At 65.3% G+C, this 20,772-nt stretch carries 18 protein-coding genes; 12 read left to right on the top strand and 6 right to left on the bottom strand.

The annotated features are described in order from the left end of the window. The first annotated feature begins 268 nt into the window (after positions 1-268). The 7 genes from PO883_RS12705 to PO883_RS12675 all read left to right on the top strand — a co-directional run bounded on the left by PO883_RS12705 (position 269) and on the right by PO883_RS12675 (position 9,813). Entirely contained in the window at positions 269-1,573 is a 1,305-nt protein-coding gene (locus PO883_RS12705; RefSeq protein ID WP_289310091.1) for an MFS transporter, read from the top strand. A gap of 11 nt (positions 1,574-1,584) precedes the next feature. After that, on the top strand, positions 1,585-4,116 hold the full coding sequence (gene nirB, locus PO883_RS12700) for a nitrite reductase large subunit NirB (protein ID WP_289310090.1): 2,532 nt from the start codon (positions 1,585-1,587) through the stop codon (positions 4,114-4,116). A 10-nt stretch (positions 4,117-4,126) separates the two neighbouring features. Then, entirely contained in the window at positions 4,127-4,474 is a 348-nt protein-coding gene (gene nirD / locus PO883_RS12695) for a nitrite reductase small subunit NirD (protein WP_167086179.1), read from the top strand. Next, complete coding sequence (locus PO883_RS12690) at positions 4,471-5,712, top strand: NAD(P)/FAD-dependent oxidoreductase (protein ID WP_289310089.1); 1,242 nt, start codon at positions 4,471-4,473, stop codon at positions 5,710-5,712. Before nirD ends, PO883_RS12690 begins: the two co-directional genes overlap by 4 nt. A gap of 14 nt (positions 5,713-5,726) precedes the next feature. Next, a complete protein-coding gene (locus PO883_RS12685; RefSeq protein ID WP_289310088.1) occupies positions 5,727-8,435 on the top strand; it encodes a nitrate reductase in 2,709 nt (902 codons plus the stop codon). A gap of 74 nt (positions 8,436-8,509) precedes the next feature. Then, the gene (locus PO883_RS12680) at positions 8,510-9,580 is read left to right on the top strand and encodes a DUF3667 domain-containing protein (RefSeq protein ID WP_289310087.1); all 1,071 of its coding nucleotides are present in this window, start codon (positions 8,510-8,512) and stop codon (positions 9,578-9,580) included. Beyond that, positions 9,577-9,813, top strand: a complete 237-nt coding sequence (locus PO883_RS12675) for a hypothetical protein (RefSeq protein ID WP_289310086.1) — start codon at positions 9,577-9,579, stop codon at positions 9,811-9,813. The genes PO883_RS12680 and PO883_RS12675 overlap by 4 nt, the downstream gene beginning before the upstream one ends. 77 nt (positions 9,814-9,890) lie before the next feature. Here the strand turns inward: PO883_RS12675 and PO883_RS12670 are convergent, their stop codons facing one another. Further along, complete coding sequence (locus PO883_RS12670) at positions 9,891-10,235, bottom strand: zinc ribbon domain-containing protein YjdM (RefSeq protein WP_099877789.1); 345 nt, start codon at positions 10,233-10,235, stop codon at positions 9,891-9,893. 200 nt (positions 10,236-10,435) lie between these two features. Here PO883_RS12670 and PO883_RS12665 point away from each other — a divergent pair, with 200 nt between their 5' ends. From PO883_RS12665 to PO883_RS12655, 3 genes are all read left to right on the top strand, one after another. Further along, positions 10,436-11,218 (top strand): hypothetical protein, encoded by a 783-nt coding sequence (locus PO883_RS12665; protein WP_289310085.1) that lies wholly within the window; start codon positions 10,436-10,438, stop codon positions 11,216-11,218. Between the two features lie 102 nt (positions 11,219-11,320). Beyond that, on the top strand, positions 11,321-14,323 hold the full coding sequence (locus tag PO883_RS12660) for a bifunctional diguanylate cyclase/phosphodiesterase (protein ID WP_289310084.1): 3,003 nt from the start codon (positions 11,321-11,323) through the stop codon (positions 14,321-14,323). 57 nt (positions 14,324-14,380) lie between these two features. Further along, a complete protein-coding gene (locus PO883_RS12655) occupies positions 14,381-14,614 on the top strand; it encodes a hypothetical protein (protein ID WP_289310083.1) in 234 nt (77 codons plus the stop codon). 239 nt (positions 14,615-14,853) lie between these two features. Here the strand turns inward: PO883_RS12655 and PO883_RS12650 are convergent, their stop codons facing one another. After that, complete coding sequence (locus tag PO883_RS12650) at positions 14,854-15,843, bottom strand: SRPBCC family protein (RefSeq protein WP_289310082.1); 990 nt, start codon at positions 15,841-15,843, stop codon at positions 14,854-14,856. Next, positions 15,840-16,544, bottom strand: coding sequence for a phosphoribosyltransferase (locus tag PO883_RS12645; RefSeq protein ID WP_289310081.1), 705 nt, complete (start codon positions 16,542-16,544; stop codon positions 15,840-15,842). The genes PO883_RS12650 and PO883_RS12645 overlap by 4 nt, the downstream gene beginning before the upstream one ends. A gap of 213 nt (positions 16,545-16,757) precedes the next feature. Here PO883_RS12645 and PO883_RS12640 point away from each other — a divergent pair, with 213 nt between their 5' ends. Further along, the gene (locus PO883_RS12640) at positions 16,758-17,336 is read left to right on the top strand and encodes an HdeD family acid-resistance protein (protein ID WP_289310080.1); all 579 of its coding nucleotides are present in this window, start codon (positions 16,758-16,760) and stop codon (positions 17,334-17,336) included. Between the two features lie 71 nt (positions 17,337-17,407). On the opposite strand, the gene fghA is transcribed toward PO883_RS12640, so the two are convergent. Further along, on the bottom strand, positions 17,408-18,247 hold the full coding sequence (gene fghA, locus PO883_RS12635) for an S-formylglutathione hydrolase (RefSeq protein WP_289310079.1): 840 nt from the start codon (positions 18,245-18,247) through the stop codon (positions 17,408-17,410). A 307-nt stretch (positions 18,248-18,554) separates the two neighbouring features. Here fghA and PO883_RS12630 point away from each other — a divergent pair, with 307 nt between their 5' ends. Further along, positions 18,555-19,583, top strand: a complete 1,029-nt coding sequence (locus tag PO883_RS12630) for an Rpn family recombination-promoting nuclease/putative transposase (RefSeq protein WP_289310078.1) — start codon at positions 18,555-18,557, stop codon at positions 19,581-19,583. Positions 19,584-19,588: 5 nt separating this feature from the next. Here PO883_RS12630 and PO883_RS12625 read toward each other — a convergent pair whose 3' ends face one another. Together PO883_RS12625 and PO883_RS12620 are read right to left on the bottom strand one after the other, a co-directional pair. Next, positions 19,589-20,116 carry a chromate transporter gene (locus tag PO883_RS12625; RefSeq protein WP_289310077.1) on the bottom strand — a complete coding sequence of 176 codons (528 nt, stop codon included), beginning with the start codon at positions 20,114-20,116 and terminating at the stop codon, positions 19,589-19,591. Then, entirely contained in the window at positions 20,113-20,688 is a 576-nt protein-coding gene (locus tag PO883_RS12620) for a chromate transporter (protein WP_167086194.1), read from the bottom strand. The genes PO883_RS12625 and PO883_RS12620 overlap by 4 nt, the downstream gene beginning before the upstream one ends. Between the last annotated feature and the right edge of the window lie 84 nt (positions 20,689-20,772).

Here is a 20,772-nt window from a genome sequence, read left to right as displayed (position 1 = left end):
GGGCGGCGCGCACGCTCCCGCGCATCATTTTCGGGCATTTGTGCACCGCAATGTAGCGCTCGCCTCATATCCCCGCCTCACCCGTCCCATCCCGCCCCGCATCGGCCCTGGCACGGCGTTTGCTAAACAATACATATCGGATCAATGGCGATCCCCTGAACAACTTGCGCTGATCTAACGACGGATCGGCAGGACAACGGCGTCCGTCCAGCCTGGTTTTGACAACCGGGTCTGGCCGGACGCCTTTTTGTTTTTAACGGGATAAACAATGGCCACCAAAGCAAACACCATCGAACTTTTCAGTATCAGCACACCGCAGATGCGCGCCTTCCACCTGACCTGGATGGCTTTCTTCGTCTGCTTCTTCGCCTGGTTCGCCTGCGCGCCGCTGATGCCGATCATCAAAGGCGAATTCGGACTGACCCTCGCCCAGGTCGCCAACATCAACATCGCCGCCGTCGCCATCACGATCCTGGTACGCCTGATCGTCGGCCCCATGTGCGACCGCTTCGGCCCGCGCAAGGCCTACACCGGCCTGCTGCTGCTCGGCGCGATCCCCGTCCTCGGCGTGGCTGCGTCGCAAAGCTACGAAAGCTTCCTGTTCTTCCGCCTCGGCATCGGCGCGGTCGGCGCCAGCTTCGTCATCACCCAGTACCACACCTCCGTCATGTTCGGCCCCAAGGTGGTCGGCACCGCCAACGCGGCAGCGGCCGGCTGGGGCAATGCCGGCGGCGGCGCGGCCCAGGCGCTGATGCCCCTGCTGGTTGGCGCGCTGCTGATGCTGGGCGTGAGCGAAGCGGCCGGCTGGCGCGTGGCCCTGCTGGTGCCGGGCGTGCTGATGATCGTCATGGCCGGCTTGTACTGGAAATTCACCCAGGATTGCCCGCAAGGTAATTACGACGAGATGCGCGCCGCCGGCATCGCCATCGAAGGTGGCAAGAAAGGCGGTTGGGAGAGCTTCAAGGCCGCCAGCGTCAACCACCGCGTGTGGCTGCTGTTCGTCACCTACGGCGCCTGCTTCGGCATCGAGATCTTCATCCACAACATCGCCGCCGTGTACTACGTCGACCATTTCAAACTGAGCCTGAAGGAAGCCGGCATGGCCGCCGGCAGCTTTGGCTTGCTGGCGCTGTTTGCCCGTGCCCTGGGCGGCTGGGTGTCGGACAAGATGGCCATGCGCGGCACCATCAACAGCCGCGTCACGCTGCTGTTCGTGCTGATGATCGGCGAAGGCGCCGGCCTGCTGTGGTTCGCCAAGGCCGATGGCGTTGTCTTCGCGGTGATCGCCATGCTGGTCTTCGGCCTGTTCACCCACATGGCATGCGGCGCCACTTACGCGCTGGTGCCCTTCATCGACAGCAAGGCGCTGGGCGGCGTGGCCGGCATCATCGGCGCCGGCGGCAACGTGGGCGCGGTCGCCGCGGGCTTCCTCATGAAAGGTACCGGCGACATCGGCCAAACCCTCACCATCCTCAGTGGCCTGGTGCTGCTGTCGGCGCTGTGCGCCATCGCGGTCAGGCTCAGCGCCGCCGTGGACGACCGTCCGGTCGCCGTCAACAACGCTGTCGCGTAAGGAGAACCAGCATGAAGATCATCGTCATCGGCCACGGCATGGTAGGCCACAAATTCCTCGAATCGCTCGGCGCCGCCGGTGCGCCGGCGCTCGACGTGACGGTCTTGTGCGAAGAGCCGCGCGCCGCCTACGACCGCGTGCACCTGTCCGAATTTTTCTCCGGTAAATCGGCCGAGGACCTGTCGCTGGTGCCGGCCGGCTTCTTCGAGGGCGGTAATATGCTGCTCAAGCTGAACGCGAAAGCCGTCGCCGTCGACCGCGCAGCGAAGACTGTCACTGTCGCCAGCGGTGAAGTGCTGGCCTACGACAAACTGGTGTTCGCCACCGGCTCGTATCCGTTCGTGCCGCCGTTGGCCGGCAAGGACCGCAAGGATTGCTTCGTCTACCGCACCATCGAAGACCTGGAAGCGATGCTCGAATGCGGCAAGCGCTCCAAAACCGGTGTGGTGATCGGCGGCGGCCTGCTTGGCCTGGAATGCGCCAAGGCCTTGCGCGACATGCAGCTGCAGACCCACGTGGTGGAATTTGCCCCGCGCCTGATGGCGGTGCAGGTCGACGATGGCGGCGCGCGCGTGCTGCGCGCCAAAATCGAAGACCTGGGCGTCACTGTCCACACCCAAAAGAACACGCTGGAGATTATCGACGGCGAAGAGGGCACGCACCGCATGCGCTTCGCCGACGGCAGCCACCTGGACACCGACATGATCGTGTTCTCGGCCGGGATTCGTCCGCGCGACGACCTGGCACGCCTGTGCGGCCTGACGATCGGCGCGCGCGGCGGCATCGCCATCGACAACAGCTGCCTGACCTCGGACCCGGACGTCTACGCCATCGGCGAGTGCGCGCTGTGGAACGGCCAGTTGTTCGGCCTGGTGGCGCCAGGCTACGACATGGCCCGTGTGGCCGCGCGCCACCTGCAAGGCGAAGGCGCCGCCTTCACCGGCGCCGACATGAGCACCAAGCTCAAACTGATGGGCGTGGACGTGGCCAGCATCGGCGATCCGCACGCGTCCAGCCCGGGCAGCCGCTCCTACCAGTTTACCGACGAACGCAAACAGGTGTACAAGAAGATCGTCGTCTCCGACTGCGGCAAATTCCTGCTCGGCGGCGTGATGGTGGGCGACGCCAGCGAATACGGCACCCTGCTGCAGATGATGTTGAATAAAATCGAGCTGCCCGAGTCGCCGGAATTCCTGATCCTGCCACAAAGCGATGGCAAGGCGCGCCCGGGTTTGGGCGTGGACGCCTTGCCCGACACGGCCCAGATCTGCTCCTGCAACGACGTTTCCAAGGGCGACCTGTGCGCCGCTGTCTGTGGCGGCGCCACCACCATCGGCGCGCTGAAAAGCTGCACCAAGGCCGGCTCCACCTGCGGCGGCTGCGTGGCGCTGGTCACGCAGGTGATGAAGGCCGAGATGAAAAAGCAGGGCATGGCCGTCAACAACCATGTCTGCGAACACTTCCCGTACTCGCGCCAGGAAATCTACCACCTGGTCAAGGTCGGCAAGATCACCTCCTTCGAAGACCTGCTGGCGCAGCACGGCACGGGCCGTGGTTGCGACATCTGCAAACCGGTGGCCGCCAACGTGCTGGCGTCGACCTGGAACGATTTTGTCCTCAAGCCGGAACACGCCAGCCTGCAGGATTCGAACGACTACTTCCTCGGTAACATCCAGAAGGATGGCACCTATTCGGTGGTGCCGCGCATGCCGGGTGGCGAAGTGACCGCCGACGGCTTGATCGCGGTCGGCATGGTGGCCAAAAAATATGGCCTGTACACCAAGATCACCGGCGGCCAGCGGGTCGACCTGTTCGGCGCGCGCGTCGAGCAGCTGCCGTTCATCTGGGAAGAGCTGATCGACGCCGGTTTCGAGTCGGGCCATGCGTACGGCAAGTCGCTGCGCACCGTCAAATCGTGCGTCGGCTCGACCTGGTGCCGCTATGGCGTGGCCGACAGCGTCGGTTTCGCGATCGAACTGGAAAACCGCTACAAGGGCTTGCGCACGCCGCACAAGATCAAGTTCGGCGTGTCCGGCTGCACCCGCGAATGCGCCGAAGCGCAGGGCAAGGACGTCGGCCTGATCGCCACCGAAAAGGGCTGGAACCTGTACGTGTGCGGTAACGGCGGCATGAAGCCGCGCCACGCGGAGCTGATCGCATCAAGCCTGGACCAGGAAACCGTGGTGCGCTACATCGACCGCTTCCTCATGTTTTATGTCCGTACGGCCGACCGCCTGCAACGCACCAGCGTCTGGCGCGACAACCTCGAAGGCGGCCTGGAATACCTGAAATCAGTCGTCATCGACGACAAGCTGCACCTGGCCGCCGAACTCGAAGCCGACATGCAGCACGTGGTCGATACCTACGCCTGCGAGTGGAAGAACGCCGTCAACGATCCGGCCACGCGCCAGCGCTTCCGCCATTTTGTGAACAGCGACCAGGCCGACCAGAACGTGGTCTTCATGCCCGAGCGCGGCCAGATTCGTCCCGCCACGATCGAGGAACGCAAGCGCGTCATTCCACTCATCGTCAAAACCGCCTAAGGAGAAGCTCATGCACCGCGATATCGAACTGACCAACTGGACCGCCGTCTGCTCGCTCGACGAGATCGTCCCCAACACCGGCGTGTGCGCGCTCCTGAAAGGCGAGCAGGTCGCCGTGTTCCACGTGAGTGATGCTGAAGAACGCGTGTTCGCCATCGGGAACTACGATCCGAACAGCGGCGTCTCGGTGCTCTCGCGCGGGCTGGTGGGCAGCCTGGGCGAACGCATCGTGGTGGCCTCGCCCATCTACAAACAGCACTTCGACCTGTTCACCGGCGAATGCCTGGAAGCGCCGGAACACTCGGTGCCCAGCTACCGCGCGCGGGTCGAGGACGGCAAGGTGTGGGTCTGCGCATGACAAAGATACCGACAGCGCCCGTCGCCAGGCAATCGCTGGTCGTGATCGGCAACGGCATGGCCGGCATGCGCACGGTCGAGGAAATGCTCAAGCTGGCGCCGGAGCTGTACGACATCACGGTGTTCGGCGCCGAGCCGCATGGCAATTACAACCGCATCCTGCTCTCGCCGCTGCTGGCCGGCGAAAAGAATATCGACGACATCATGCTGCACACGCGCGAGTGGTACGCCGCCAACGGCATCACCCTGCACGCGGGCGACCCGGTGGTGCACATCGACCGCCGCAAGCGCATGGTACGTTCGCAGTCGGGGCGCGAAGTCTGGTACGACCGGCTGCTGATGGCCACCGGCTCCAAGCCCTTCATCGTGCCGGTGCCGGGCCACAAGCTGGCGGGCGTGATCGGTTTTCGCGACATCCAGGACGTCGATACGATGCTGGAAGCGGCCCGCAGCGGCGGCCACGCGGTGGTCATCGGCGGCGGCTTGCTCGGGCTGGAGGCCGCCAACGGCCTGCTGCGGCGCGGCATGCAGGTGACCGTGGTGCACGTGATGGACAGCCTGATGAACCAGCAGCTCGACAAGCCGGCCGCGCTGCTCCTGAAATCCGCGCTGGAACTGAAGGGCCTGCGCTTCCTGCTTGAAGCGCACACCAGCGAGATCGTGGGCGATACCCGGGTCAAAGCCGTGCGCTTCAAGGATGGCAAGGAAATCCCGGCCGACCTGGTGGTGATGGCCGCCGGCGTGCGCCCCAACATCGAACTGGCCAAAGCGGCCGGCCTGCACTGCGAGCGCGCCATTGTCGTCGACGACACCTTGCAGACCTACGACCCGCGCGTCTACGCTGTGGGTGAGTGCGTGCAGCACCGCAGCGCCACGTTCGGCCTGGTGGCCCCGATCTGGGACCAGGCCAAGGTGTGCGGTGCCCACCTGGCGCGCAACGGCCACCGCCGCTACGTGCAGCAAGCTACGCCGACCAAGCTGAAAGTGACCGGCGTCGACCTGTATTCGGTCGGCGACTTTATCGGCGGCGAGGGCAGCGAAGACCTGGTGCTGCGCGATCCGCGCCGCGGCATCTACAAACGCCTGGTGCTGGCCGGGAACCGCATCGCGGGCGCGGTCCTGTACGGCGACGTGCAGGATGGCCCGTGGTACTTCGGCCTGATCCAGAACCGCACCGACATATCGGCCATGCGCAATCGCCTGCTGTTCGGCGAAGCCCTGTGCGCCCAAGCCGCCTGACACGGAGCCCGACTTTGAACCTTTCACCTATACCACTCGCGGTGCGCAGCACCTGTCCTTATTGCGGCGTAGGCTGTGGCGTGACCGCCACGCCCTTGCCCGATGGCGCCATCGCCATTGCGGGCGACGCCAGCCACCCGGCCAATCGCGGCCGCCTGTGCGTGAAGGGAGCGGCGCTGGGCGAAACCACCTCACTTGAAGGCCGCCTGCTGCATCCGGCGCTGCGCGAAGATGGCGTGCTGCGCCAGGCGTCGTGGGACGAAGCGCTGGACCGTGTGGCTGGCGGCCTGCGCGCAATCATCGACGAATACGGGCCGGACGCGGTGGCACTGTATGTATCGGGCCAGTTGCTGACCGAAGATTACTACGTGGCCAACAAGCTGATGAAAGGGTACATCGGCAGCGCCAACATCGACACCAATTCGCGCCTGTGCATGTCGTCGGCCGTGGCGGGACACAAGCGCGCCTTTGGCGCCGACCTGGTGCCGGGCTGTTACGAAGACTTCGACCTGGCCGACATGGTGGTGCTGGTCGGCTCGAACACGGCGTGGTGCCATCCGATCCTGTTCCAGCGCATCGCGCGTCTCAAGGAAGCGCGTCCCGACGTGCGGATCGTCGTCATCGATCCGCGCCGCACAGCCACCTGCGAACTGGCCGACCTGCACCTGCCGGTGAAACCCGGCACCGATGTGTGGCTGTTCAACGGCTTGCTCAGCTATCTGGCGCGCGCCGGGGTGCGCGACGCCGCCTTCATCGAAGCCCACACCAATGGACTGGAACAGGCGCTGGACGCGGCGCAGGTCGATTGCAGCGATCCGCTGGCGGTGGCGCGCCATTGCCGCGTCGAGCCAAGCGACCTGATGGCCTTTTATGGCGGCTTCGCGGCGACCACGAAAGTGATCACGGCGTTCTCGCAAGGCGTGAACCAGTCGTCGGCGGGCACCGATAAAGTCAACAGCATCATCAACTGCCACCTGCTGACGGGCCGCATCGGCCAGCCGGGCATGGGGCCGTTTTCGATCACCGGCCAGCCGAATGCGATGGGCGGGCGCGAAGTGGGCGGCCTGGCCAATATGCTGGCCGCACACATGGACCTGGATAATCTGCAGCACCGCGACACCGTGCAAACTTTCTGGTCGTCGCCGCGCATGGCCGCCAAGGGCGGCCTGAAGGCGGTCGACCTGTTCAAGGCGATCGAAGAGGGCAGCGTCAAGGCGGTGTGGGTGATCGCCACCAATCCGATGGTGAGCATGCCGGACGCAAACCAGGTCCAGCGCGCGCTGGAAAAATGCGAGCTGGTGGTGGTGTCCGACATCATCGCCAGCACCGACACCAATGCCTTTGCCGACGTGCTGCTGCCGGCCCTGGGCTGGGGCGAGAAGGATGGCACGGTCACCAATTCGGAACGCCTGATTTCGCGCCAGCGCGCCTTTTTGCCGGCGCCGGGCGAAGCGCGCGCTGACTGGCGCATCCTGGCGGACGTGGCGCGGCGGCTGGGCTTTGACGGTTTCGATTTCGCCGGAGCGCACGAGGTATTCGATGAACATGCGCGCCTCTCGGCCTTTCGCAACGAGGGTACGCAGCGGCGCGTGTTCAATCTGTCCGGCCTGTGCGGCTTGCAGGCGCCGGACTACGACAAGCTCGAACCGGTGCAGTGGCCGGTGCGGCGTGGCGCCGATGGTGCCCTGGAAGGCAGCGCGCGCCTGTTCGCCGACCGCCGCTTCGCCCATGCGGACGGCAAGGCGCGCTTTGTCGCCACGGCGCCGCGCGCACCGGCCAACCCGGTCGATCCGGAGTATCCGCTGGTGCTCAACACGGGGCGCGTGCGCGACCAGTGGCACACCATGAGCCGCACCGGCCGCGCACCGCGCCTGGCCGACCACACGGCCGAATCGTTCATCGACATGCATCCGCAGGACGCGCTCCTGTACGGCGTGCGCGAAGGGGAACTGGCGCGCGTATCGAGCCAGTGGGGCGCGATGGTGGCGCGCGTGCAGCACGGTGGCGGCATCGCGCGCGGGTCGGTGTTCGTGCCGATCCACTGGAATGGCCAGACGGCGTCCGACGCGCGCGTTGGCACCGTGGTCAATCCGGTGGTCGATCCGGTGTCGGGCGAGCCGGAATTCAAGCATACGCCGGTGCAGGTGGAGCGCTTCGGCGTGGCGTGGCACGCCTTCGTGTTGAGCCGCAGCGAGCTGGCGCTGGACCAGGTCGCGCACTGGACCCGGGTGCAGGGGCGCGGCTTTGCGCGCTACGAGATGGCGGGACGCGGCCAGTTGCGCGACCGCGCTGCCTGGGCGCGCGCGCTGCTCGGCGTAAGCGACGACGCCGACTGGCTCGATTACGAGGACGCCAGCGATGGCGTGTACCGCGCCGTGCACGTGGTGGGGGAGCGCATCGAGCAGTGTATCTTCCTGTCGCCGCGCACCGACCTGCCGGCGCGCGCGTGGCTGGCCAGCCTGTTCGCCAGCGCATCGCTGACGCAGCTCGACCGCGCCGGCCTGCTGGCCGGGCAGGCGCTGGGCATGCGGCTCGACACCGGCCCGACCGTGTGTTCCTGTTTCGGGGTCGGCCGCAATACGATTTGCGAGGCGATCGCCACGCGCGACCTGAAGACGGTGCCGGAAGTGACGGCGTGCCTGAAAGCGGGCGGCAATTGCGGGTCCTGCGTGCCGGAAATCAAAGTGTTGTTAATACAGACCAGGGTACGCGAAGTTGCCTGAAAATATAGTCCAATGCTGTGATGAGAATGATATTATTGCCCGCCTAAAACAATATTATCTGCGGGAACATAACGATGGCGATGGAACTGGAAGCGGTGGGCGGTTTGGCGCAGGCGTCGCTGGTGGCGCACGAGGTCGATGGCGGGAAGATGGGCGCGCATGGCGCTCACGGCCACGCGACCAGCTGCGCCAACTGCAACGCGCCGCTGGCGGGCGCCTTTTGCCATCAGTGCGGGCAGCATGCGCATGTGCACAAGTCGCTGCTGCATCTGGCCGAAGAGGTGCTGCACGGCATCCTGCACTTCGACGCCAAGGGCTGGCGCACCATTCCCATGCTGGTCGCCCGGCCGGGCCAGCTCACGCGGCGCTACATCGATGGCCAGCGCACCCGCTTCGTCTCGCCGCTGGCCTTGTTCCTGTTCCTGGTGTTTTTTCTGTTCTTCGTTGCGTCCCTGACCAGCGGCAAGTCGGACCTGACCCTGTCCGGCTCACCGGAAGCGAAGGCGCAGATACGCGGAGAGCTCATGCGCGATGTGGAGGCGGCGCGCGCAACGCTGCGCACGGTCGATGCCGGCCAGCCGGGCAAGGAAGCGCTGGCGGAAGCCAAGGCCGACCTGGCCAGCGCCGAGAATGCACTGATCGAGTTCGATAAAACCGGCGTCATCGCGCGGGCGGGTGGCGTGACCTTGAAGGCGGACAAGTTCAAGGTGGAAACCAGCTGGCCATCGGTCAATGCCGCCATCGAGCACGCGGCGGACAATCCCGAGTTGACGATGTATAAGCTCAAGAGCAGCGGCGCCAAGTTTTCCTTCTTGCTGGTGCCGATCTCGCTGCCCTTCCTGTGGCTGCTGTTTTTCTGGCGGCGCGGCGTGACGATGTACGACCATGCGGTGTTTTCGCTGTATTCGCTGTCGTTCATGGCGCTCATGTTCGCGCTGGTGTTCGCCATCGGCCATGCCGGCTTCGGCACTCTGGCCGGGGCGCTGGTGGTGTGCCTGCCGCCGGTGCACATGTTCCTGCAACTGCGCGGCGCCTATGCGCTCAGCCGGGGCGAAGCTTTCTGGCGAACCCTGGCGCTGTTGTGCATCGCGGCCGTGGTGTTCCTGCTGTATATCCTGTTAATTCTAATGATGAGCGTCGCATGACCAAAGATGACCTTCTTGGCTGGAGCGGGCTCCTGAGCGTTATCGCAGGCCTGATGATTTTGCTGATGACCTTCGGCCGGCCGGGGCGGGAGTGGCAAGCGGGTGGTGCGTCACTTGTGCTGATCGGCATCCTGCTGATCTGGTACGTAAGGCGGGGCCGGAACGACAAGTACGGCCGTGATCGCGATTTCGCCGATCTCGATGACATCGGCGATGCCGTCGACGGCGACTAGACAATCCGCGCTGCCGCCGTGTCTGCACATCTGACAGGGCGGCGGATTGAAATTGCTTCGTCTGGCGCCTGTCGGTATTACACCTTCTTGACGAACTCCGACTTCAAGCTCATGGCGCCGAAACCGTCGATCTTGCAATCGATGTCGTGGTCGCTGTCGACCAGGCGGATATTCTTGACCTTGGTGCCCATCTTGACGGTGCCGCCCGAGCCTTTGAGCTTCAAATCCTTGATCACGGTGACGGTGTCGCCGTCCTGCAACACATTTCCCGCAGCATCGCGGTAAACCTTGGGGCCGTCATCGGCCGCTGTCGCCCCCTCCTGGGCGCTCCATTCGTGGGCACACTCGGGGCAGACCAGATTGCTGCCATCTTCGTAAGTAAATTCTGAATTGCATTTAGGGCAGGGTGGAAGTGCGCTCATGGGAATCGTCCTTAATTGCTTGAAAGGGAATGAGTATACAGGCTGCGCCATGGTTGCGAGTAGTTGCATGTTGAGTAGAAGCAATGCTTCTCGTAAACAGTGATGTAAAGATGGCTCTTCTTTCAGCTTCGATTTGGATGATAACTCCGATAATTACCTCAGAGCATCAACAAATTCCCAACAGAACGAGGAGCACGACCATGACAAGCATTCCTTTCAGCAGCGCCCGTCAGCCAGTCATCCATCCGATCTTCAGCCGCGCCGGGGTAGGCGCCCCGGTTGCGATCGAATTGCTGCCGTTCACCGTGCGCCCGGTGCGTACCGAGGCCGACCTGCGCAAGGCGGTGGCCGTGCGTCATGCGGCCTATGCGCGCCACCTGCCAGACTTCGCGCGCTCGCTGGAGCAGCCCGAAGCGGCCGACTACGACGGCGACACCGTGATCCTGCTGGCCGAATCGAAGGCCGATGGCAGCGCGCTCGGCAGCACCCGTATCCAGACCAATTTTCGCCAGCCCCTGCATCTGGAAGGCTCGGTCGATCTGCCGCTGTGGCTGGCAACCCAGCGGCTGGCCGAGGTGACCCGGCTCGGCATCGTGGAAGGACGCATCGGGCGCCAGGTGAAGCTGGCCCTGATCAAGGCATGCTTCGAACATTGCGAGCAGAACGGAGTCGACACGGCGGTCGTCAGCGGGCGCGCGCCGATTGACCGGCAGTACGAGCAACTGCTGTTCACCGATGTGTTCGCCAGCCGCGAACCCGTGACCCTGCGTCACGTCGGCAACCTGCCGCACCGCATCATGTACTTCGACATCGCCAGCGGCCAGGAGCGCTGGGAAGCGGCGCGCCATCCCTTGCTCGATTTCTTTTGCCATACGCGCCATCCGGATATCGATCTCGGCCGCCACGTTCCTTCTGCTTGGAAACATGGCTTGCCTCGCGGTCAGCAAGCGGCGGGCGCTGTTGTTGTTGGGCTCGCCGCGTAGAAAATCAGGCGGGACGGCGTGACGGTAACGATGTATGCTTTTACATGATTGCCGCCTAACAGCAAGGAATGGCGGCGCTTGCTGGTTAGCCGGATGCCGCTCATGTCAACGCCGACTTCTTCGTCCCGCATGTTGCCCGACAGCGTACAGCACGCTCTCGAAGCGCTCTTGCGCCTGCTCGCTTTCTATCTGGTTCCGCTGGCCATCGGGCTGCTGTCGGTCGTGGCGCTGGTGTTCTGGAACAACCAGTACCGGGCGCCCGCCGGCCAGGCGCTGGCATTGCGCGTGATGGCACAAAGCATGGCACAGGGCGGGGCGCCGGCCGGGCCCGAACAGGCGCGCGCGCAGCTGGCGGGCTTGCCCGAAGTGGCCTACCGCGAAACGCGCATGTCGTCCGATCCGCTCTGGTTCAGCATGGCCGCCGCCGCGCCGGCCGGCAGCGTGATCGAATTTCCCTCCCGCCATATGGTCGACATCGCGTGTTGGGACAGCGACACCCTGCGCCCGCTGGGAAGTTCCAGCCGCGCCGCCTCGGCGGGCGCCATGGCGCCGCTGATGGCCGGGTTTGCGCTGGCATTGACGCCGCCGCTCGCGCCAGCCGACACCTTGGAGCAGGCCCGGGCACACATGCCGGTTCGCTTGCTGTGTCGTACCGTGCTCATCGGTCCAGCGCGCCTGTCCGCCACGCAATGGGAGGCCGCCGAACTTGCCCTGGCGGTACAGCAATACCACCGCAAGTCCGGCTTGCTCGACGGCGGCATGATCGTGCTCACCTTGTTCGTGCTGACCACCGCGCTGATCAACCGCCAGGCCCTGTACGTGTTGCTGGCCGGCTGGCTGATCCTGAACCTGCGCATGGGGGCGCTCTCGGCCGGCTGGGATATCCAGTGGCTGGGCCAGGTGGTACCGGCGCGCTGGCTGTTGCCGGGCCGGGCGCTCACGATTGCCCTGTACGCGGCCTCGACCCTGACCCTGTACCAGACCCTGTTCCGCGATGCCCTGGCGGCCACGCGCTACCGTGCGCCGCTGCGTTTTGCCGAATGGTGCTGCCTGCCGCTGCTGGCGCTGGCCGTGTTTTTGCCCTACCACGTGTTCCTGCCCGTGATGTGGGGCTTCGTCGCCTACGGCCTGGTGCTGATGACGCTCGGCCTGGTCAGCCTGATGTCGCAAGCGCAGCCGCAGTCGCACACGCGCGTGGCGTTCTGGTTCGCCGCCTCGTTCGCGGTGACGATGATGTCCGGCTTGGCGGAAGTGGTCGCCGCCGCGCTCGGCATACGCGACTTGACCGGCCTGGTCAACAGCGTCACGGCCGCGCTCGCGTCCAGCCTGCTGGCGGCCTTGGCGGTGGCCGAACAGATGCGCCAGGAAACCGAGCAGCGCATCGCGGCCCAGGCCGAACTGCAGCACACCTTCGAGGCGATGCCGGTCGGGCTGTTTACGCTGGACCTGGAGGGCCGCTTCCTCAGCGCCAACCCGACCTTGCACAAGATGGTGGGTGCGGACGGCCCCGTCACTGGCGGAATGCGCTTCCAGCAGTTTTTTGCCGATGGTGTCTGGGATACATTGCACGCGCTGGTCCAGCAGGCCGACGCCGAACTGCGCATCGAAAACCGCGATGGCTCGCATTGCTTCCTGGTGCGCGCCACTGTGGCGCGCGGCAAGATCGAAGGCGTGTTGCAGGATACGACCGAGCAGCACAAAGCAACCGAGCAATTGCGCTTCATGGCCAATAACGATGCGCTGACCAAGGTTTTCAACCGGCGCGGCATCGAGCGCGTGTTCGAGCAGGCGTCCATGAAGCCGATGACCCTGGCCTATCTCGACCTGGACCGCTTCAAGCTGATCAACGACCTGTTCGGCCACGGCGCCGGCGATGAAGTCCTCAAGCAAGTGTGCGAACGGATCGGCGCCGTGCTCAGCGGCGAGCAGCAGGTCGGGCGCGTGGGCGGCGACGAATTCGTGATCATTCTGCCGGAGACCTCGATCCGGGTGGCGGCCCTGATTTGCCGCTGCCTGGTAGGGCGCATCGGCAACACGCCTTACCGCGTCGGCGACAAGGCCTTCCACGTGCGCGGCTCGATCGGCTTGATCGAGGTGCAGCCCGGCATGCAGATGAAAGATGCCGTCTCGACCGCCGACCGCGCCTGCCGCGAAGCCAAGGCCGGGCACCGCGACGGGCTGGTGGTGTACGAACGCGATTCCGCGGCCTTTCATGAGCGCGAGTCCGAACTGAACCTGGTTGAGCGCCTGTCGGCGAACGATGCGACTGCCTGCATGGTGCTGGAAATGCAGCCGATCATGTCGCTCAAGATGCCCTACGATTCGATGAACTTCGAAGTCTTGCTGCGCATGCGCGAAGCGGACGGCAGCCTGCTGGCGGCCGGGCCGATTATCGCCGCTGCAGAAAAGAGCGGGCGCGTCGGCGTGATCGACCGCTGGGTGCTGTCGACGACGCTGAGCTGGATCGAGCGCCACGCCGACATGCTGGTCAATACCCAGTTCGTGTGCATGAACCTGTCCGGGGCCTCGCTCAACGATGAACGCTTCATCCAGGACACTATCGATATCCTGCGTCGCCACCGCGATGCGGCCAGCCGGCTGTGCATGGAGATCACCGAAAGCGTGGCATTGCACGACCTGAACAACACGCGGCGTTTCATTGAACAGGTGCGCAATTTCGGCGTCAAGGTAGCGCTCGACGATTTCGGCGCGGGCTATACCTCCTTCTCTTACCTCAAGGAATTGCCGGCGGACATACTCAAGATCGACGGCAACTTCATCGTCAACATGAACGCGCATCCGGCCGACGTGGCCATTGTCGAGGCCATCGTGAAGCTGGCGGTCAACCTGGGCATGAAAACGATCGCCGAATGGGCAGAGGATGGCGCCACCGTGCAAACGCTGGCCGATATTGGGGTGGACTACGTGCAAGGGTTTGCGATTGCGTCGTCGATGGCCCCCGATATTTTGCTGACGGTGACATCGGCCGCCGGTTTTATTATTGACGAGGAACTCAATCTCCTGGTTGGTGCGCTGGGCGGCCCGGTCAGCGCGCCGGCCACAGTCGTCGCGCTGGCCGAAGCACCGCTGACCGGGCTGCACTGAACTGTCCGGCCTCGTGCTGGTCGAATTGCGGTGAACAACCGGAAGAAGGGGAGTGCCATGATCAATCATGCGGTAATGGGCGTGTTCGACGCGTTCGACACGGCGCAGCAGGCACGCGCCGCCTTGCTCGCCGATGGTTTCGGCGCCGATGCGCTTGAACTCAAGGTGCATGACGATGAAGCAGGTCCGGTGGAAGGCAATTTTTTGGTGGGCAACACGCCGGTCGAAAGCGAGGAGCACGTCTACGAACGCAAAACGCAAGGCCGGTCCAGCGCGGACAATGCATGCTGATGGTCAACGCGGCCGATGCGGCAACAGCGGCGCGCGCCTCGGCCATCCTGGCTGGCTTTGGCGCCCGCGATCCTGATCGCCTGTCCGGCGCGCCGCCCTGAACCAGGATGAACCGGTAACCGGTCCGGCGTGCCCGGGCGGCACTTTACTGCCCCACGCCCACGCCCACGCCCACGCCCAGGCCCAGGCCCAGGCCCACGCCCAGGCCCAGGCGCTGCGCCACCGCGCTCGCCCCGGCATTATTGCAACATCGTGTTTTCGCTCGTCTGTTCTCCCTTGTCCGGCGGCGGGGCACCCTCCAGCAGGTTTTTCATGCGCTCCAGGTCTTCCTCCAGTTCATGTTCGGGATTGGCGCCGAACAGCGTTGCCACCGCCCTGCCCACGGCGCCGGCCGGGGCGCGGTACGATAGCCTGACCGTGGCCAGCGTGCCGCCATCCGCAGGGTCGAAGCGCACCGATCCCGATTGCTCGATTTCCGCCCCGGGCTCGCTGCGCCATGCCAGCCGGCGCGGGCGCACCTGCTCGGTCAGCACGGCGTCGAGCGTGAACGCGCTGCCAGCCGGTCCCCTGACCACCCAGTGCGAGCGGCGCTTGCCAAGGTCGCGCACCTCGATCACATTTGCCATGAAGCGCGGGAAATTCTCGTAATCGGCCCACAGGTCGTACACCTGCTCGGGCGTGGCCTCGATGCGGATGGTCTTTTCAATCTCCGTGGTGTCGCTGTGGCCCTGCTGCCGCACGAGTCCGGGCAAGGCGCCGTTACGGACTGAGCGCATCAGCAATGCCACCCCGGCAAGGGCCATGGCAGCGGCGAGCGGCATGCGCCGGCTCAGCATGCCGCCCAGGCCGCGCATGTCGCCGCCGGGCATGGCGGCCTTGTGCGGCGACGCGGGCCAGGGCGAGCGTGCCGGGGATGCACGCCGGTCCGCCAGGTCGTCCGCGGCGCCCGTCGCCGCCGGGCTGGTGGCGGCGCCGTGTGCACTGCCGCCGCCGGACGCCTGCGCGCCGGGATCGACGCCGGCCCCTGCACCGATGCGTTCGCCGACGTCGTGCACGACCTTGCCGAGCATGTCGCCGCTTTGGTGGCCGAGTTCGCGCAGCCGTTCCCCGGACCTGGCCCGCCGCGCGACGCCCCGGTCCGGGTCCATCATGTACATGGCAAGCGCGCCGAGCGCAGCCCCGCCCAGCCATTTACCGAGGTCAAGATCGTGTTCGGACAAGTGTTTCATGATTGCCTCCGTTCGCTTGCATTGGTGGATGAAAGGTGCGCCCGCACCTGGTCGCGCCAGGCGATGGCCAGCAGGTCTTGTACTTCCTCGTCGCTGGTTTGCCCGAAATCCCGGTACCACCGGCTGACCGCCCCGAAGTCGGCCGGCTGGCTCAGGCAGACCAGTTGGTCGACCTGCGCGGCCAGCGTGGCGCAGCTGTCGGGCGCGCCAGCCGGCACGGCCACGACCACCTGCGCCGCACTGCGCGCGCGCGCCGCGCGCACGGCAGCGCACATGGTGGCGCCGGTGGCGAGCCCGTCATCGACGAGGATGGCGGTCTGTCCCGCCAGGCCGGGCTCGGCGCGCGCGCCCCGGTACTGGCGCTCGCGCCGCACGATCTCGCGCTCTTCGCGCGCGCACGCGGCATCGATCTGTTGGCGGCCGACACGGTGGGCACGGATGGTCGCCATATTGAGCACGCGGATGCGGCCGCTGGCGATCGCGCCCATGGCGAATTCTTCGTGGCCGGGCAGGCCGAGCTTGCGCACCAGCAGCACGTCGAGCGCCAGCCCGAGCGCCCTGGCAATGGCGAAGCCGACCGGCACGCCGCCGCGCGGCAGGGCCAGCACCAGCGCATCCGCGCGGCCGGCGTATGGTGCCAGCGCCAGCGCCAGGAGTTTGCCGGCATGCATGCGGTTTTTGAATTGTCGATCAGTCGCCATATAGCTTCGACAGATGAAGCGCACGTCGGTTGCACAAATGTCGTCAAATACTTGCGCTGTCTTGCTTGGCGTGGTGGAGCGCATGGGTTTGCGCAAATGCCGTGGTACTTGCACTGACTTTATGACGCACGATTGATCTATCACATGCCGGGCGCCTGCGCGCCGATCAAAACCGGGCGGACGCTGTCTTATCCAGCAGGGAGGAAAGATGCCATGAACGATACGCTTCTGCAGAACTGGTGCTTGCTTGCCGCGCGCGGTGCCATCGCCATCGTGTTCGGCGTGCTGGCCATTGCGTGGCCCGGCGTCACGCTGCTTACCCTTGCGGCCCTGTTCGCCGCGTTTGCCCTGCTCGGTGGCGCGGTCTGGATTTTTGGGGCCGTCAAGAACCGCAGGGAAGATCGGCACTGGTGGATACTGATGCTGTTCGGCCTGGTCAGCCTGGCTGTCGGCGTGCTCGCCACCTTCAATCCGGCGCTCACCCTGCTGACGCTGGTCCTCCTGATGGGGGCCAACGCCCTCGTCAGCGGCGTGCTCGATATCGTCATCGCCATCCGTGTACGCAAATTCATTCGCGGCGAATGGCTGTTGCTGCTCAGCGGCGTGGCGTCGATCCTGTTCGGCCTGATCGCCCTGCTGTTTCCGCTCGGCGCCGGGGCCGTCATGCTGGCCACCATCATCGGGGTATATGCGCTGATCAGCGGCGTGTTGCTGGTTTGCCTGTCCGTACGCGTGCGTGCCTGGTCGCGCATCAACACCGGACGCAGCAGCCCGGCGGCGGGAACGATCTGATCATGACATGACCGCGCGGCCGGGCGCGCACACCGGCCGGTCTGCGCGCGCGATGGCTGCCGTGACGGGCCTTAGCCCAACTGCGCCCGGTGAAAGCGCAGATGATCGTCGATGAAGGTGGAAATGAAGTAATAGCCATGGTCGTAGCCGACGTGGCGCCGCAGTTCGAGCGGCTGGCGGGCCTTGGCGCAGGCCGCTTCAAAGGCTTCCGGATACAACTGCGGTTCCAGGAACTTGTCGGCCAGGCCCTGGTCGATCAGGATGCCGCCGGGGAAGGGCGCTTGCATGGTCAGCATCAATTCGCTCGCATCGTACTGCTTCCAGGCTTCCCGCTCGCCGCCGAGGTAGCCGCTGAAGGCTTTTTCGCCCCATGGGCACCGGGTCGGCGCGGCGATTGGCGCAAAGGCTGATACCGAACGGAACAGGTCCGGGCGTTTCAGGGCCGTGACCAGGGCGCCGTGTCCGCCCATCGAGTGCCCGAAAATGCCGACCTTGGCGGCGTTGACGGGCAGTTCGGCCAGCACCAGCGCGTGCAGTTCGAGCAGATAGCTGAACATACGGTAGTGCTTGCTCCACGGCTCCTCGGTTGCGTCCAGATAAAAGCCCGCTCCGGCGCCGAAATCCCAGGCATCGGTTTCGCCGGCAATGTTGGCGCCGCGCGGACTCGTGTCCGGTGCGATCAGGATCAGGCCCTCGCGCGCCGCTGCGCCTTGGGCGCCGGCCTTGGTCGGAAACGTCTCTTCGGTGCAGGTCAGGCCCGCCAGGTAAAACAGCGCCGGCAGCGTCTGGCCAGCGGGTACGGTCGGGATGAAGGCGGAAAAGCGCATCGGCAGGCCGGTCGCCGTCGAATCATGGCGATAAAAGCGTTGTACGCCGCCGAAACAGGCGTGTTCTGATAAAAGTTCGAGCATCGGTCCGTCCAAGTGGTGAGTGATGCGCAAGTATGCCTTGTCGGGGACCACTCGCCCAACTACTTCCTGTGTAGAGATGGACGCCGTCACCGGCGTGGCTGCGTTGCAGGTCTGGGTTGATGCCACTGAGGCGGCGTGGACGCTGCCGCGCCTGGCCAGCGGGGAAAATCCATCATGGCCGGGACGCCGGCATTGCGGCAGGAAGGGTGGTTCATCGCAGAAACAGGTGCACGGAAGTCGCTGAAGCGGCGCCGCACACGTCTGAGGCAGCGCAAAGGAAGGGCATCGATGCTCGCTACAATGCCGCATGCCCGCCCTTCACGACCTCGGATACCGTTCGCTGTTCGCCCACCCGGAACTGGTGCGCGAACTGATCACGGATTTCACTCCCTTCAAGCTGCTCGACGAGGCCGCGCTATCGTCTTTGGAGCGGGTCAATCCGGCGTATGTGAGCGAGCGCTTGTCGGCCCGCGAGGACGACATCGTCTGGCGCGTGCGGCTGGGCGACGAGCTTCTTTACGTGTACATCCTCCTGGAATGCCAGTCAGGCGTGGACCGGTGGATGGCGCTGCGCATGCAGACCTACATCGGTTTGCTGTACCAGGACCTGGTCAAGGGCCACGCATTGTCCCCTGGCTTGCTGTTGCCGCCGGTGCTGCCGCTGGTGTTCTACAACGGCTCGCCGCACTGGAGCGCCAGCATGGACCTGGCCGGCCTCCTCATGCAAGCGCCCGCCGAGCTCGCGGCGCTGCAGCCAGCCCAGCGCTATGTGCTGATCGACCAGCAGCGCCTGGACCCCACCGCGCTGGAAACAAACGCGACCTTGCTGGCGCTGCTGTTTCGGCTGGAACTTTCGAGCGCGCCCGATGTCCTAAGGAAGGTCGCCCCTGCGTTGACGGCCTGGTTCCACGAAGCACCCCAAGCCAGCCTGCGGCGTTCGGTCGAGGTATGGGTGAACCACCTGCTGGCGCGCAGACCCGGCAAATCGGGGCCATTCACATGTAACAGTGTCAAGGAGGTCGCTGACATGGGACGTAAATTTGAAACCTGGGCCGAAGAATTCGAGGAGATCGGCTTTCAAAAGGGAAGCGCCGAAGGCATCGCGAAAGGCGAAGCGAAAGGCAAGGCGGAAGGCAAGGAGGAAGGCAAGGCGGAAGGGCAAGTCATTGCACTTCGCGGGGTACTGGGCAGTCTGCTGCGCAGCCGGTTCGGCGAATTGCCTGCGCCGGTAACGCAGCGCATCGATCAGGCCACTCAGGCCGAGCTTGAGCAGTGGTTCGAGCGCAGCCTTAACGCGCCGAGCTTGCAGGCGGTGTTTGACGCTCGCCCGGCATAGTCGGGCTAGACCAGTTGCAGCCAGCCGAGCAGGGCGCCGCCGGCCAGTATCCACAGCAAATGGAGCTTGGTGCGCCAGATCAGCATGGCGCTGCCCAGGATCCAGCTGGTCGATAGCAGCAGGGCGATGACGACCGGCGCCATGCCTTGCTTGAAGGCGCGCACGGCCCGCAAATCGCGGTTGCGATGGCCCCACTGGGCGGCGAAATAGGTCAGCACGGTCGAGGGAATCAGGATGCCGAGCATGGTCACCGCCACGCCCAGGAAGGCGGCGCCGGTGCTGCCGGCGTTCATGCCGACTTGCCAGCCCATCAGCGCGACGAACAGCACGTTCGGCCCCGGCGCGGCCTGGGCCAGCGCGATGGCGTTATTGAATTGCGCCTGGGTCAGCCAATGATGCTGTTCGACCAGGTAGCGATGCATTTCCGAGGTGGTCGAGATTGCCCCGCCAACCGACATCAGCGATAGCATCAGGTAGTGTCCGAACAGGCTGAGCCAGTCGCTCCAGCTCAGGACGATCTGCGGCGCGCTCATGGCCGCAGCCGGCGGTAGGTGAGGTAACAGCCAAGCCCGCCTACCCCGAACAAGACGTAGGCCAGCGGCACCCGCACCAGCGCCACCAGCACGAAGCCGGCTACGCACAGGGCCCAGCACCACAGCTGCGGCATCGGGTTCCTGGACAGTGCCAGCGACAGCTTCAGGCCGGTGGCGCCGATCATGCCGGCCGACACCGCCGCCATGCCGCGCAACGCACCGGCCACGCCCGGATGATCGATAAAGCGCGCATGGAGCAGGGCCAGCAGCAGCACCAGCACCAGCGGCACGGCCAGCATGCCGGCCAGCGCCGAGAGCGCGCCGGCCAGGCCGAAATAGCGCCCGCCGATCATCATCGACAGATTCACCACGTTCGGCCCCGGCAGGATCTGGGCCACGGCCCAGTCCTCCAGGAATTCCTCCTGCGTCAGCCATTGCTTGCGTTCAACGATCTCGCGTTGCACGACCGCCAGTACCCCGCCGAAGCCTTGCAGCGCCAGCAAGGTAAACGACATGAACAGGTCGGCCAGCGATTGCGGACGCGGACGGGCGGGGAGGGACGGGTCGGTCATGCCGCATGATCGCGCCGGCCCGCCCGCCTGTCCATGCGGGCTCAGCCGTACGATGCCGCGCATCACGCGCCCCGTGCCGCCGCA

The organism is Massilia sp. DJPM01 (assembly GCF_030348125.1).
Classification (GTDB): Bacteria; Pseudomonadota; Gammaproteobacteria; order Burkholderiales; family Burkholderiaceae_D; genus Telluria_A; species Telluria_A frigida.
Note: the sequence above shows the minus strand (reverse complement) of the source record. Positions and strands in the feature narration are given on the sequence as shown.

What these genes read in the sequence shown, in the direction of transcription:
- PO883_RS12655 (WP_289310083.1), top strand. Translation starts at nt 14,381, where the DNA reads ATGATCAATCATGCGGTAATGGGCGTGTTCGACGCGTTCGACACGGCG.
- PO883_RS12680 (WP_289310087.1), top strand. Translation starts at nt 8,510, where the DNA reads ATGGCGATGGAACTGGAAGCGGTGGGCGGTTTGGCGCAGGCGTCGCTG.
- PO883_RS12665 (WP_289310085.1), top strand. Translation starts at nt 10,436, where the DNA reads ATGACAAGCATTCCTTTCAGCAGCGCCCGTCAGCCAGTCATCCATCCG.
- PO883_RS12640 (WP_289310080.1), top strand. Translation starts at nt 16,758, where the DNA reads ATGAACGATACGCTTCTGCAGAACTGGTGCTTGCTTGCCGCGCGCGGT.
- nirD (WP_167086179.1), top strand. Translation starts at nt 4,127, where the DNA reads ATGCACCGCGATATCGAACTGACCAACTGGACCGCCGTCTGCTCGCTC.
- PO883_RS12705 (WP_289310091.1), top strand. Translation starts at nt 269, where the DNA reads ATGGCCACCAAAGCAAACACCATCGAACTTTTCAGTATCAGCACACCG.
- PO883_RS12625 (WP_289310077.1), bottom strand. Translation starts at nt 20,116, where the DNA reads ATGAGCGCGCCGCAGATCGTCCTGAGCTGGAGCGACTGGCTCAGCCTG.
- fghA (WP_289310079.1), bottom strand. Translation starts at nt 18,247, where the DNA reads ATGCTCGAACTTTTATCAGAACACGCCTGTTTCGGCGGCGTACAACGC.
- PO883_RS12645 (WP_289310081.1), bottom strand. Translation starts at nt 16,544, where the DNA reads ATGGCGACTGATCGACAATTCAAAAACCGCATGCATGCCGGCAAACTC.
- PO883_RS12620 (WP_167086194.1), bottom strand. Translation starts at nt 20,688, where the DNA reads ATGACCGACCCGTCCCTCCCCGCCCGTCCGCGTCCGCAATCGCTGGCC.
- PO883_RS12670 (WP_099877789.1), bottom strand. Translation starts at nt 10,235, where the DNA reads ATGAGCGCACTTCCACCCTGCCCTAAATGCAATTCAGAATTTACTTAC.
- PO883_RS12660 (WP_289310084.1), top strand. Translation starts at nt 11,321, where the DNA reads ATGTCAACGCCGACTTCTTCGTCCCGCATGTTGCCCGACAGCGTACAG.
- nirB (WP_289310090.1), top strand. Translation starts at nt 1,585, where the DNA reads ATGAAGATCATCGTCATCGGCCACGGCATGGTAGGCCACAAATTCCTC.
- PO883_RS12675 (WP_289310086.1), top strand. Translation starts at nt 9,577, where the DNA reads ATGACCAAAGATGACCTTCTTGGCTGGAGCGGGCTCCTGAGCGTTATC.
- PO883_RS12630 (WP_289310078.1), top strand. Translation starts at nt 18,555, where the DNA reads ATGCCCGCCCTTCACGACCTCGGATACCGTTCGCTGTTCGCCCACCCG.
- PO883_RS12650 (WP_289310082.1), bottom strand. Translation starts at nt 15,843, where the DNA reads ATGAAACACTTGTCCGAACACGATCTTGACCTCGGTAAATGGCTGGGC.
- PO883_RS12690 (WP_289310089.1), top strand. Translation starts at nt 4,471, where the DNA reads ATGACAAAGATACCGACAGCGCCCGTCGCCAGGCAATCGCTGGTCGTG.